At 58.2% G+C, this 12,745-nt stretch carries 14 protein-coding genes and 2 pseudogenes; 6 read left to right on the top strand and 10 right to left on the bottom strand.

The annotated features are described in order from the left end of the window. Positions 1-273: 273 nt before the first annotated feature. The gene (locus AB7008_RS14240; RefSeq protein WP_080703844.1) at positions 274-453 is read left to right on the top strand and encodes a hypothetical protein; all 180 of its coding nucleotides are present in this window, start codon (positions 274-276) and stop codon (positions 451-453) included. Positions 454-1,930: 1,477 nt separating this feature from the next. On the opposite strand, the gene AB7008_RS14235 is transcribed toward AB7008_RS14240, so the two are convergent. After that, positions 1,931-2,206, bottom strand: a complete 276-nt coding sequence (locus AB7008_RS14235) for a DUF2934 domain-containing protein (RefSeq protein ID WP_441258940.1) — start codon at positions 2,204-2,206, stop codon at positions 1,931-1,933. Between the two features lie 31 nt (positions 2,207-2,237). Beyond that, a pseudogene (locus AB7008_RS14230) lies at positions 2,238-2,342 on the bottom strand (DUF2934 domain-containing protein); the annotation flags it as partial. A 560-nt stretch (positions 2,343-2,902) separates the two neighbouring features. On the opposite strand from AB7008_RS14230, the gene AB7008_RS14225 reads away from it, so the two are divergent. Then, positions 2,903-3,214 carry an acyltransferase family protein gene (locus AB7008_RS14225; RefSeq protein ID WP_039146890.1) on the top strand — a complete coding sequence of 104 codons (312 nt, stop codon included), beginning with the start codon at positions 2,903-2,905 and terminating at the stop codon, positions 3,212-3,214. A 94-nt stretch (positions 3,215-3,308) separates the two neighbouring features. On the opposite strand, the gene AB7008_RS14220 is transcribed toward AB7008_RS14225, so the two are convergent. Continuing rightward, positions 3,309-4,070: an outer membrane protein gene (locus AB7008_RS14220; RefSeq protein WP_039146887.1), complete on the bottom strand. Its 762-nt coding sequence runs from the start codon at positions 4,068-4,070 to the stop codon at positions 3,309-3,311. A gap of 352 nt (positions 4,071-4,422) precedes the next feature. Here AB7008_RS14220 and AB7008_RS14215 point away from each other — a divergent pair. After that, positions 4,423-5,102 (top strand): annotated as a pseudogene (locus tag AB7008_RS14215) (helix-turn-helix domain-containing protein). A 304-nt stretch (positions 5,103-5,406) separates the two neighbouring features. Here the strand turns inward: AB7008_RS14215 and AB7008_RS14210 are convergent. Beyond that, a complete protein-coding gene (locus tag AB7008_RS14210; protein ID WP_148311908.1) occupies positions 5,407-5,829 on the bottom strand; it encodes a hypothetical protein in 423 nt (140 codons plus the stop codon). A 203-nt stretch (positions 5,830-6,032) separates the two neighbouring features. Between AB7008_RS14210 and AB7008_RS14205 the strand changes: the two genes are divergently transcribed. Beyond that, positions 6,033-6,263: a hypothetical protein gene (locus tag AB7008_RS14205; RefSeq protein ID WP_039146883.1), complete on the top strand. Its 231-nt coding sequence runs from the start codon at positions 6,033-6,035 to the stop codon at positions 6,261-6,263. Between the two features lie 44 nt (positions 6,264-6,307). Here AB7008_RS14205 and AB7008_RS14200 read toward each other — a convergent pair whose 3' ends face one another. From AB7008_RS14200 to AB7008_RS14190, 3 genes are all read right to left on the bottom strand, one after another. Then, a complete protein-coding gene (locus AB7008_RS14200; RefSeq protein ID WP_039146881.1) occupies positions 6,308-6,571 on the bottom strand; it encodes a hypothetical protein in 264 nt (87 codons plus the stop codon). A 21-nt stretch (positions 6,572-6,592) separates the two neighbouring features. Next, complete coding sequence (locus tag AB7008_RS14195) at positions 6,593-6,799, bottom strand: hypothetical protein (RefSeq protein WP_100214065.1); 207 nt, start codon at positions 6,797-6,799, stop codon at positions 6,593-6,595. 249 nt (positions 6,800-7,048) lie between these two features. Beyond that, positions 7,049-7,279: a DUF6894 family protein gene (locus AB7008_RS14190; RefSeq protein ID WP_039146878.1), complete on the bottom strand. Its 231-nt coding sequence runs from the start codon at positions 7,277-7,279 to the stop codon at positions 7,049-7,051. A gap of 756 nt (positions 7,280-8,035) precedes the next feature. On the opposite strand from AB7008_RS14190, the gene AB7008_RS14185 reads away from it, so the two are divergent. Both AB7008_RS14185 and AB7008_RS14180 read left to right on the top strand, forming a co-directional pair. Beyond that, a complete protein-coding gene (locus AB7008_RS14185; RefSeq protein ID WP_028156219.1) occupies positions 8,036-8,245 on the top strand; it encodes a hypothetical protein in 210 nt (69 codons plus the stop codon). A gap of 9 nt (positions 8,246-8,254) precedes the next feature. Continuing rightward, positions 8,255-8,605 carry a response regulator gene (locus AB7008_RS14180; RefSeq protein ID WP_039146875.1) on the top strand — a complete coding sequence of 117 codons (351 nt, stop codon included), beginning with the start codon at positions 8,255-8,257 and terminating at the stop codon, positions 8,603-8,605. 239 nt (positions 8,606-8,844) lie between these two features. On the opposite strand, the gene AB7008_RS14175 is transcribed toward AB7008_RS14180, so the two are convergent. The 3 genes from AB7008_RS14175 to AB7008_RS14165 form a co-directional block, all read right to left on the bottom strand. Further along, positions 8,845-9,219, bottom strand: coding sequence for a DUF6894 family protein (locus AB7008_RS14175; RefSeq protein ID WP_028156217.1), 375 nt, complete (start codon positions 9,217-9,219; stop codon positions 8,845-8,847). 50 nt (positions 9,220-9,269) lie between these two features. Continuing rightward, positions 9,270-9,485, bottom strand: a complete 216-nt coding sequence (locus AB7008_RS14170; protein ID WP_028156216.1) for a hypothetical protein — start codon at positions 9,483-9,485, stop codon at positions 9,270-9,272. A 1,245-nt stretch (positions 9,486-10,730) separates the two neighbouring features. Next, complete coding sequence (locus AB7008_RS14165; protein ID WP_051664520.1) at positions 10,731-11,111, bottom strand: DUF1236 domain-containing protein; 381 nt, start codon at positions 11,109-11,111, stop codon at positions 10,731-10,733. Positions 11,112-12,745: the final 1,634 nt, after the last annotated feature.

Below are 12,745 nucleotides of genomic sequence, written 5' to 3'. Positions count from 1 at the left end.
CATCTGAATCCCCAGCACGCCTTCCACCGGCTCGGTGTCGCATCCGATTAGCGATTGCGGATTGCTATCGAGTGAGCGCTATGCGTTGCGCTCGTGATCGTCGGAACTTTCGCGCTCATTTTTCTCAGCTTTGATTTTCCGGACGAGCCTAAGGGTTAAGTTTGGCAGTGAGGTGCGTTAAAATGGTCGTTGGGCAATGAATCTCCTCACGCGGGTTTGCACGCCACGCCTCATGTGTTAGACGGCGCCCTTCAACATTGAAGGAGCGCCGAAGTGGCCAAGAAGAAGAAGAAAACTGTTCGTCGCGAATGGACGAAAGATGATGTGAAAGCACTGAAGTCGCTGGCCAAACAAAAGGCTGGTGCCACAAAAATTGCAAAAGCGCTGAAGCGGACGCCAGGCGCGACGATGGTGAAGGCCTCATTGCTGGGCGTTTCGCTCAGCAGGCGATAGCGCTCCCCCCTTGCGCTCCACTTGCATGCTGGCGCCTTCGGCCAGGCTCAGCCAATCCGCCGCCAGGCTCAGCCAGGCTTTGTTGTCGTCCGGCTGTCTCATTGCTCTATCGGCCAAACGGCGGCATTCCTCAGCTTCGATAGCGATCGGCTTCTTCCTCGCTCATCATTCTGACTCCGCAGCGAACCATGCGCGGATGGCCGACGGGGAAACCGAACGGAATTCAACGATAGGCCATGACGAGCTATCCAAGTGATTTGGAATCGTCAGCTGCTATGTCACCAGTGCGCAGCGGGGGCGAGATACGTTCGGTTGACCGCAATGAAGTCCGACGAACTGTGGCCGACGTTCGCAGCAATCTCAGCAAGAGCCGGACGGTTGGCTATGCGCGTTTCTGATTGACGCGACGATTCGCCAAGCAAACTTCCTGTGGCACCGGACGAAGTATGACCGGTATCCCGGCATGGGCCAAGCACCGTGCAAGCGTCTGTCGATCCCGCTGCCGACCCGTGGTCACTTCAATCAAATAGAGCCGAAGCAGCGGCCGGCCAAGCCGGCGCTAACACCACTCGTGCTGGCGCACCCCGATGGACGCAGACGATTAATCGGCGCCGCGGAATTGGTATCTTCCTAGTGCCCCTCTGATCTTTCTGACCGCGCAGCGGCCGTTGCAGGTCTAGCGCATGCGCCCTTAACCCTTGACGGCCCGGCGCCGCGCTGGGACCTGCCCGTGTCCCGAACGGTCCCGCTGAGCCCTGAAGCCGTGAAGCTAATCAAGCAAGCGCTTGTGGAGCGACTATAGGACGATAGCCCCTACGCTTTTCCGTCTACTCGTGGCAAAGGCTACAAGCCTATTGACCGTCCCGCCCTTTCGCAGACTGTCCGCCGATCTGCTAAAGCTAAAATGGCCGAGTGGTTCCCGCACGACGCGCGCCGGTCAGCCACGACCTGGGCGGGGGCTACGGGTATCCCGCGCGACACGACGGAGGCCGCTGACCCATCACGCCATCGTCGGCAGCGGGAAGACCTATGACCGCTACGACTTGAGAGCAGCGATGCGCCAAGCTGTCGACGCGATTGCTAACTATATCTCACGATGTTCGACAACGTGAAGCCGCCCAAGATGCTGCTTGATCGGTTGGCCAAGCAGCTAAGCGTCAGGCCGCGGTGCGGGCCAAAAACTCATTCAGCAGATGCGCTTCTGATCGCACCAGGCTCCCATTCCCCTTGCGAAGCAAGCCAGAGAATGCGCTCCGCAACTTCAACCGCTGGACGATTTCGCTGCCTGGTGAAGATGGGGCTAGGAGCACTTCATCGAGAACGGTGCGGAGCACCTGCACTGTAGGTGTGTCGTACGACATTGCGGAATATCCCAAGCACTGATGCAAGTTATACGATAGCCCGCCAACGTAATATGTATTGCAGTCGCATTGGTAACCTGGCTAGCAATCTGCCGGAATGGCGACATCTACAATGGTTAGTTTGCGATTTTGTGACGGACCTCCCGTTCGGCCTGAAGCCAGAATTCAAGCTCCCTGCCCTCCGGGCGCCCGGCGTTCTCCCAAAGCTCGTACGCCCGCCGTCTCGTCTCCTCCACCAAGCTTGCGGCTTTCGGTCTGCGGAGCCTATCGCTGATCTCCCGGGCGAATGCTTCGAGTCGCTCTACGGTCGCCCCGTCGGAGATGAGCGAGACAGCCCGACGAGTCAATTCGAGCTGATGCTCAAGCCGCCGAAGTTCGGGCAGATAGTCCATCAACGCCACTCCACACCGACCGGCCCGGGCGTCAGAGAGTGTCTGGCGTCTTAAGCTCGCGGCGGATTGTTTCTTCCTTCAACTGTCGCTCCGCCTCGTGCCAAAACTCATCTAGTCGACCTTGAGGCTTTCCGGCCTCCTTTCAAAGTTTGGAAGCGCGAGCGCGTCTCTCGTTTAAATCCGCCACGGACATGGACCGAGGGTCCGCCTCAGGGCCTGGAGACTTTGGGCCCACTGTTCGCTGCGAGTAACTCGACTGGATCACGGAAGGTTCCAAATTCCCGAAAACGCTACACTTGCAATGCCACATATGGCCTTCACGCATTGCCGGGCAGGCTGAGGAACACTGGGCGGAGTTTCGTCCTTCTTGTTAGCGCTGAGCAAATTGCCTCTTTTCAAATCACCTCACGGCATAACCACCATCAGCCATCGTTCTTCGGCGGAGAGACGGTGCTTGCGCAGTCGGCCGCGACTCAGGCGCCCTCCGCCGCGCAATCTGCGCCAAGCGGGTGACCTGCTTCGGGCAAGAAACGGGACTGAACGGTGCAGCCGGCGGCCGTAATATCAAAACATCGGCTTGCTTGAGGGAGAACTAAGCCATACCAGCGCGGTTTTCCTCACTCGCTTCCGCGAGGCAGTCGGTATACTGTGATTTGCAGATGCGGATCTCGAAGCTATAGTCCTGATGTCGATGGTTTGCGCACCATAGCCGTTTTCGCTGTGGTCCTATTTCATGCTTTTCCCGAGTACATACCCGGTGGCTTTATCGGGGTTGACGTCTTCTTTGTGATCTCTGGATATCTAATTTCCGGGATTATTTTTGACGAAGTCGGGAATGGCACATTCACGCTCTCCCGGTTTTACGCGAGGCGGATAAAGCGGATCTTCCCCGCTTTGATGCTCGTGATCTCTATAGTGATCGCGGCCTCCTGGTTCATACTGCTCCCAGACACCTTCGCCCGACTCGGAAAACAGGTGGCATCGAGCGCCGTCTTTGGCGTTTCTTGACTCAGACATCATCGCAAATGCGGCAATGCCAGTAATTCATAGCCAGAAAAAAGCCCCGGCGAGCCGGGGCTTTGGTTTGCGCAGACTGAAGCGATTAGTATCTGGCCGGAGAGTAACCGCCGAAGCGATAGTTCAACCGGACGGTGACCATGTCGACATCCTGACTGAACCTTTCGCCAACGAGAGTGACACCACCGGGCGTGACCAAGCCTGCACCCACAAAGGTGCGGGTGTCATTCCCCATCCAGAGGTGGTCGTATTCAACACCAACCGTCCAGTTCGGCGTGAAGCCATATTCCCAGCCGACTCCCAAGGCGCCGCCCCAGCGCGTATGACTCGCCGAGTCCAGACCCACGCCGGTGAAGTTGTTGAAGACATCAAGACGATTGTGCGTCACAGCCGCACCACCCTTCACGTAGAGCAGCGAGGCGTTCCACGCCCAACCGAGTTGAGCCGTGAAGAGACCAATAGCGTCGGTTTTCCCTGTGGTCGAAATGAGTGGATCGACTAGGCTGACGCGCGTGTTGTTGATGTCGGCCCAATCGCCCTGCGCTTCCAATCCGAAGACGAACTGGTTGGTTTGCCAGCGATACCCGATCTGTCCGCCGACAAGGCCGCCGGAGCGATCCGCGCAACCACCTGCGACTGTTCCAAGAGCAGTTACGAAATCCACGCAACCGCGACTTTGGCCCCATCCGCCGTTGGCGCCAATGTAGAAGCCAGTCCAGTCATAGACCGGAGAGACAATCGGGGGCGGCGCCTTGGTGTACGGACGTGCCGCCATATCAGCCGCCGACGCAGGAGCAGATAGACCCATGGCCGTCATCCCGGCCGCGATAATTAGAAGCTTTTTCATTACGAGAAATCTCCCCAGAAAGAAGTTCAAAAAGGCACGACGTCCACTTAAGGCGATGCTATCCCGTTCGCCCGCAGGTTGATGTAGCCTAGCCGCAACACTGGGCTCAGATGTTTAGCGGGATTTCTTGAATCTTGTTAAGGACTTACAAGGAACCAAATGCTCGGCAACGTGCATATATTAAATGTGCGGAGTCTTGTGCCCGCTACAAGCCGAAGATTATTCTGTAGCGGTCATGCGGGCGTGTTCGGCCGGTTGAATGCCCCTTGGTGCAATAACCTAAGAGACAATCCCCAATTTTGGTCTTAGGAGCTATCGCCGCAATCTGGGACGACTTAGGGGGAGTTCACCAATGTTAGCGCGCGTACCGGATCGACGAAAGACCAGCACACTCGGTGATCTCGGCTTTGATAGTGCCTCCAACCCAATTCTCAGTTTGCTCGAGGTTGAATACCGCAAGGAAGCCGAAATCTTTCGTGAAAAGGACCCCGCCGAGCATGTCTATCAAGTAAAGTGGGGCGCCGTTCGCAGTTACAGGCTGCTCCTGGATGGTCGCCGACAGATCGGGGTGTTCCATCTGATGGGCGACATCTTTGGCCTCGAAAATGGGGAACGGCACAGGTTCACGGCCGAGGCTGTCGTAGACACCGGTGTGCGCATGATCAAGCGAGAAAGCCTGCGAGCGGTGGCCGAAACAGACGCTGTGGTCGCGCGCAACCTGCTTACATGACCACCAGCAACCTTGAGCATGCGGAAAATCACATGCTGCTTTTGGGACGCAAGTCCGCAGTGGAACGGGTAGCCGCCTTCATAGCCGAAATGGATAACCGAACCGGCGCAAACACCATGTCTCTGCCAATGTCTCGGCGCGACATTGCCGATTATCTGGGCTTATGCATCGAGACCGTTTCGCGAGAATTGTCGCGGCTTCATTGTGAAGGTGTTATCGCCTTTGTAGGCAATCAGACGACGCACCGCGAAATTGTTGTCCTCAATAGGCAAAAGCTCCATAGTTTCGATCTGCCAAGCTAGGTGCGCAAGAGCGCATTCCCGTCGAAAGGTGCCACAGGGTGCCCAGCGCTGACGGCGCAACAATGCTCGTGGCCCTTTGCGGACCTTAGCGCCCTCTCCTGCCATGTCTGCAAAGTGCCCCGAACCAGACAATCGACGGGGACGAGTGTTTGGCTCGAGCCTCTTCAAAGGCCTCGTTATGCGTCCTATCTGAGCTCTCCCGACCCGTTCACTGGCTCTCTTTGCCGTGCTCGGGCGTCGCCTCACAGATGCGTCTTACGAGCGATCGAGACAGGTCCGCTCTACGCGCCCCCAATCTACGGTCTTACGGTGCGGCGGTACCCCGTAGTGGCGGAGGCGCTTTGACGCAGCGGGAATTTTCAGCAATACTCGCCGCATGGTTGCTCTTGATGAGATTGCGGATGCCCGTCGCCGCGAAGTTGATCGCGCGCATCGACTGCGATTGGAGGGCCTCGTCGACGATACCCGGAAGGCCATCGAGGGACCGAGCAGCGCCAAAGAGAAGGTAACATTGATCAGAGCGTTGCTCGCCGTCCAGGGCTAACGCACTCAAGGGTAAGCCATTGAGGTGGCCTAGTCTGGTTACGCCCTCCCAAAGCTCAACCGCGTGCTCGTCTACAATCAATTTGGCTCGCTCCCGAGCCTCCTCCGGGTCATGCACGTCAAGGTCGATTCGAAACGTTATGTGCCCCTCGCCATCGATCAAGTATGCGCGAAACTCTCGCATGATCCCGCTCCAAAACACCGCCTCGCTCAGAAGCAGAACCGAGTTTAGAGCCGATCTAAAGTCACGTCACTAATTAGGCCCGCCAGCGTGAACCGGCGGGCGTTGTCGACACCCACGTAGCTCGCGCGCTACCTGTCGATAATTTGACGCAGATTTTGCCGAGTGGCTTCGGAACGCTTAGGTGGTCCGACATTTGGAGAGCGATGACGAGCACAACCGTAGTTCTCATTCCCGGCATGCTGAAAACGCTTCGTCTGGTGCGCATCTACGGCTTTATAGTCGAGCGCAGAGACGGCCTGTATTACCCCGGCAGCAACCAGCCGGCATGCCCGAAGGCCTTGGCAGAGAAGATGGTTGAAGGAGGCTGGCTGATGAAACAGGGGGAGCGTTATCAGCCTACAGAGAAGGGTTGGAAAGCAGGGGAAGCCGGTTGAGAAGTTTGGCTGCTCGTTAACTCCTCGCGTACAGGAATACGCCCTCAAGCGTCCCGATTGTAGCGAAACGTGCAGCCGTGGGCGCGAGCGAAAGCTTCGAGCTCGGCAATTGCGATTGCGCCGGCACCGCCGAAGGCTCGCTCGATGTAGCGCTTTTTCAGTCTCAACGCTTGATCCAGCCTAAGGTCATCCAAGACAGCCGCTAGCCGGATCAAATACTCTGCCGGTAACTCCAGAAGGGCAAGGTGCGCTTGTAATAATGAACAGTGGTTGACGGTGGCGAACTTCCGCTCCAGACAGAAAGGCAACGCAGGCTCGAAACAATCAAGTTAGCGGCCCGGCGCTGACTGAGTTGTCGACGCTTTGGCGTCGGCGTGGTATCGCAAAGAGATACCAAGCTGATGCGCTTTGAGGGCCACCGCCGGGGCGCCTCGGTTTAATTCAGCGGCTATCTTTTCGCGCCGGTGATTCCCGGCCATCGCCTTGAGCTTCTCAATCTCTTCTGAGGTCCACGGGCGGCGAACAGGATCCGACATGGCGGCCTCCCAAGTAGTTGGCTCCTCAGCACAATATCCTCCCTGACCAAAAGTTTCATTCCGCCATCTTGGTTCGGCTCGGGCCGGTGTCATTTTGTCCCGATCTTTGACCGTGAAATGGCGGCTTCTGCAGCGCTGTTCGCGAGGATCTCGGATTTATCGTACCGCCCTAAGAAGCAGGCCTGCCGCACTTTCCTACCCGCGTGAGAGCTTAGAAGACGGGAGTGTTCGCTCGACAGCGTTGCGAGGTTACTTTGGCTTCTCAGCTTGAATGTGCAGCGCGTAGAGCGTGTTCTGAAACTCGTCCGTTACTTCCATGCGCCAATCGTGCCCCGGCCTCAGCTTTCCGTCCATGTCCTGAAGCATCTGCCCGGCCGCGATGGTGGCCTCCTTCCAGGCGGCGTGCTTGTCCGGGAGCTCCTCTCCCACGTCATCGATCTCGGTGTGCTCGTGCGTAATGTGGAAGAAGTACTTGGGCATGACCAATAATGCGTTATGGCAGGTTAGCGTTCGGCTCGGCTGAGTCTGATTGCCGCAACCCTGGGAGACGTCAGCCAATCACCCAGGTGAGCGCCGGTCTCAGCGATCCGTGCTCGCTTAAGCAGCGCTTCACGTTCCGCCCCGGCGGGCTGGCTGGCCAGTTCTTTAAGCTTAGCGGCCTGCTCGGCCATTCGTTCGTCAAACGAGCGGGTCTGCTTCACTCTGCGGCGCATGGCGCACCTTTGAATTTGTTAAAAAACGAATCCTCAACTGCTGCAGCCGGATTGAGTTCCTAAAATTGAACTCTGGTCGCCGCCGGGGCCCGCGTGGCCTCAGTGCACGGAAAGCCTTTGTCGTTGAGCTCTGCGCGCCATCTCCATCCATTCTTCCCCAAGCCTCAGCCACGCCTCCCTGTCGACCTCGCGCGTCGCCTTCTCAGCATCATCCAGGCAATTCCGCGCTTGATGCAAGTATCTGACAAAATCAGCGTCGACCATCGCGTCCAACGTGGCGGCGAAAAGAACGTGCCAAATGAGGGCCGCAGGCCGCCGCTTGCCCCCCTTTGAGCTCGGGCCTTCTCTTGCGGGACGAGGGATCAGGGGGAACGGAGCGGCTCCGACCTAGCCGCAGCCTCTTTGGCCCACGTATCATCGCAAATTTACCGCCCGAGACCACCGGCGGCGAATGGCGTATTGACGCCACGCGGCAGAGGGTTCCATATTGCCGGTAGTTCCCGTTACCTGCCGGAGATGTCGGATGGAGCTGTCCGACCGCATCAAGTCAAACATGGAAGTAGTGCTGGAAGAAGCCTGCTGCGAGCTGCCAAATGGCGGCGACCATGAAAGCCGGAGGCTGATCGCCGAACAGCTTTTGGAAGCGGCAGAATCGGGCCACACGACTTTGAACGAGTTACGGAGCGCGGCGCTAAGAGCGTTTGCGAAGGCTGTGCTCATCAATCGCCAATAGGCTGACCTTGTGGCTTCAGTATTGCTTGTAGAGGACGAAGCATTGATCCGCATGATGGTGGCGGACATGCTCGAGGAGCTTGGCCATACAGTGTCGGCTGAAGCCGCGAATTTGGCGCAGGCTCTTGCGTTGGCATCCAGCGCAGAGTTTGATTTTGCCATCCTTGACTTTAGCCTCGGTGCGGAAACGAGCGTGTCCGTCGCCGACGCTTTACAGGTCCGCAATATCCCATTCGCCTTCGCAAGCGGCTATGGCAGCGATGGCGTACCCGAGAAATTCCTGTCCCGGCCTAGGCTTAGAAAGCCTTTTCAGATCGACCAACTTCGAACCTGCATCACCGACTTACTGAACGTGCCCTAATCGCTCGGCCCGGGCGCGGGCAAACCGTAACGTGGATTATCAAGTATGAGGTCCTATGAGCGGTTCGCTCGACTTAATCGATAATGCGCAATCTCGGAGCGGCTTGGCGCAGGTAGTCCGTAATCCTTTGGCTCGTTTGGCGGCGAGCCCTCGATAAGCCGATGCCTGTGAAAGTAGCTGACTTTTAAAATTTGTATCGCGCTCGCTTGACGCTAATCGCTCAAGTTGCACCGCGCGATCTAGGTATTCCACCAACATTTCATGAAACCGATCTCCCAACGCGGCGCTAACGACCACCTCGTGCGGGAGTTCCTACAGGGAGCGCGCCTCGTCTCCACGTTGTGCTTGGTGCGCCACCTTTCCGCTGCGCTGCAAGGTTCGCATCGCTCAATTTGCTGAGACACTAACATTGGCGGAAACTCGTAAGATTTCACCGCGTCGCGGATTCTGACGGACTTTAGTCCGTACTGATCTTCGAAGCCATTATCGATGATGATCTGCCCTAGTGCTTCGGTCGCCAAACGACGCGCCGACGTCAAATCATGGAGCTCGATTCCTTCGTCATCGCGAAGCTCCCCGTCACTACCATGAAGATCAACGTAAAACACCGCCATGGCGGGAAAAACCAGCAGTCGCGCTCTAACAGCGTCATTGAGGTGCGATATCAGGGCTGCAGCCTTAACAGGAGACGTTGTCGATCCAGCTCCCGAAGTCGCTGATCTGCGCGCATCCGTTCAAGTTCGGCCTCAGCTTTGGTCGTCTCTTGGCGCTGACGCTTTAGTTCGACAATAAGCGCCTCTTGCTTTGCGAGCTGTCGTTCTCCCTCGACGACATCGCGCTCTATCTGTCGCAGCTCATCGAACGTCACAGTCGTGTCCATCAGGATACTCTCGCGGCCATGCTGGCAATTCACGGGACTGGTTTGCCGCCTCTCCAGGCTACGCGCTCGGCGCCGATTACCGGGGCGCGAGGTTCATAATTCAACTCCGCCAACTTCTTGTGCGTTCCGCGCCGGTGCCATTTTTTCCCGATCTTGCGGGCTCTCAGGAACCACAAGGGCAGGCGACTATTTGTGCCGTCGCTGGCTCTTGCCAAAGCCGGCGGAGCGGTCCTGGCCTAACCCCCTTGTCCCCTAGCCGGGGCCGCGCTCTTATCTGCTGGTGCAATTTGCCCAGGCCAGGGCCGCCAAGGATTACCGCGTACCGGAGTATTGGGTGCGTACCTCGCCCTCAATCGCGCCGCTCGACCGACTTAATCGTCATCTCTATTTGGTGCTGGAAGACTTTGGATCTCGCGCCGGCTTTAATAGAGAGCGAACTCGGCACCGTCAGCCGCCAGCAGAGAGCTGGCTCTTTTTGAACGCCGGCAACACGAACTGAGGCTACCTACCGCAACGCGCATCCACGAAGTCAAGGACACATCCGTGCATCGATCGATCGCAATCGCTTTCGCGCTGACCTTGTTCTGCATCGCCGCCACCGCGTCGGCCGAGCAATGCGAGGACAAGCTCCAGCAGGACAAATCCCAGCAGAACTCAGCCGACGAGGCTCAAGTGAGGGGCGATCTCAAAGCCGGTTCGCAATGCGCCACTCCAGGCGATAAGGAGGAGTCAGCCAAGAAGAACGATGACAGAGCTGCAAAGCTCAAGAGCGAAGGCAAGGTGAAAGACCACACCCCACGGGCCAGGCACATACCAAGGATAGAAGTCACCCCGTTACCGCGTGCAACCGCAATTTGTGAAGCGAGGCGCGAGCTCTCGCTCTTGCCCGATCACCGGACATAGCCGACCGGGTGCATCAGGCCGGACGCGCTGAGCTACCTATACAGGAACGACCCGAGCAGCATGACCAAGGTCAACGTGCTCAGCGCGACAGTCACCAGCGCACGCTCAGACTTGCGAGAAAGCTCGTCCTCGGTCATTTCACCCTGCTCCATGGGAGTATCAAGTTGTTCCGTGGCCTCAAACAAATCAATCGCCGGTGCCTGGTTGGGGGAATCAGGCGTTGCGAGAAACCCGCCACAGGCAACGGTGCCGAGTTCGCACCAATTCGCCCCTGACGAACTAGGGCCCCGCGGAGTGACGCTCCGCAGGGCCCGGCTGTCAAAGCCTTCGCGCTCTGACCGATCAGTCGATGATCTTGACCACGCGGCGCGTGCGCGGTTCGACGATGACGCGGCGATCGTTCACGACCGCGTAGCGATACTCGGTGTAGTTCGGCACGGGGCGCAGCACCACGGTCGGGGGCAGTGGCTCGCCGACGACGACGCGCTCGTGGATCACGACGGAATCGTCGCGCGGGATTCCGCCGAGCACGGCATTCGGAATTTCGAGGCCGGCGCCGACGGCCGCACCGACCGTGCCGCCGACCATCGCGCCGATCGGTCCGCCGATGTCGCCACCCGCGCGCGCGCCGTCCCTGGCGCCCTGTTCGGTCGTCGACTGGGCAAAGGCTGCACTCGACGCCAGCAGCGACACGGCAGCCCCGCACGACGAAAGACAGGCCAAGTCTGGAGAGTGTTACCGCGTAACACTTACGCTGCGGCGATCTCGTGCCCCGCCATCAGTTCCAGTGCCCGCACCATCGCGGAATGATCCCAGGCTTTGCCGCCATGCGCGCCGAGCGTGCGTGCGCGCCTACCGGGCCGACAGTGCAACGCCGCCCGCTAGATCAATTCCGCCCGACCAGCGAGCCGGGTCTCGACAGCCCAAGGCCGGTGCAAGTTGGCGGCTGTCCCACTAGTCTCGAAATTAAACGCTGCCGGGCTCGAAATACATGTCCCGGCGGCGTCTCATTCTCAAACTGAGCTCTGAAATCCCAGTTATGTTTTGGTTTGCAATGGCTGTGCCACAGGTTTGTGACACGAGACAGCAAAACGGCCTCAAGCAGTTTCCGGGGCTGGCCGGAGGCTTAGGCCGTTCGGCGCAGCCCTCAAATAGGCGCGCATTGCAAATTTTTCCCGATCGCGCCAGATTCGCAAGGAACACTTGGACTAGCTGTACAATAATAGGCTTTTTACTGACCGCGTGGCGGATAGCTGGCGATCTTGCGCGCCAATTGCCGCATAGGTCTCGGCTGGCTGCTCCGCTCGCTCTTTGGCGGCGTCCACATCCGCGCAAATAAGACTTACGCGTTGCACAATATGCCCATCGGGCCCGAACAAGTAGGCCGTAAATTCTTCCATCGAAAGGCGTCCCCGCTGCTCGGCTTACGGCCAAGCAACATCGATTTAGAGCAAGTCGGAACGGGATGTCACCGGGAAAAACATGCAATCCTGCATTGAGGCCGCACCCGGTCGGATGGCAGCCTCTCAGTGACCCCGCCGGTTGACGCCGGCGGCCCCCTTGCACCAAAGAAGAAGACCCCGGCCATGGGACAGCATCCAACGGCCCCCTTGCGAGAGCAGGGCCGGCCTCGGTTGGCGACCTCTGCTCACCGCCGATCCAAGCGGGCGGGCGTCGTTACCGGCCCTAATTTCAAAAATGCAGTGCCCTAAATGTTTAGGGAACGATTGGTCATGGTAGTGGTTCGGCATTGGATGAACGTGAACGTGCAGATCTACTGATGACAGACGCTGACAAAGAAGCTCCTCCCGAACCGCAAGACAGAGGCCCATATCCTTCATGCCCCCATTGCCATGGGGAGCTGGCTCTTGCTTTTTCGACATCGATCCCCGCGCGAACCAAAACGTTCGGGTGTTCGAATGTCAGAGGTGCCACTGGCAAGTTTGGGAAGACGAGATAGCGTGAGGCCGCCTGGGTAGGAGCTATAAATTCTCGGCGTTAGCTCTTCGGCAAGGGCTCCTTGTGTTCGACTTGGATCTATTTTCCAAACGCGCCGTCGTTCGGCTATGCTCTCATAAGCGAATAAGTGGCTGCAAGTTCCTGACGGGGGGAGCCGTGCCTGCGGTCCAGCTCCGTTGACCATGGTTTCTCGGGGGCGGGCCTTTACTAGGAACAAGTGGCAAATGACCGGTTTGTTGCTGTGCTCTGGATGTTTGGTCCCCTGCCAGCTCTGAGCGAACCCAACGGCCCCAGCCGCCCGGCAGCAGCTGGGGCCGTCTCTTTTGTGCTGGTGAGTGCAAAAAAAGCCGCCCCCAGGCGGCCTTAGTTTTGAAGCGCCGATCTAAACTCTCTGCTGA

This window comes from Bradyrhizobium sp. 521_C7_N1_3 (assembly GCF_052075975.1).
Lineage (GTDB): Bacteria > Pseudomonadota > Alphaproteobacteria > Rhizobiales > Xanthobacteraceae > Bradyrhizobium > Bradyrhizobium japonicum.
Note: the sequence above shows the minus strand (reverse complement) of the source record. Positions and strands in the feature narration are given on the sequence as shown.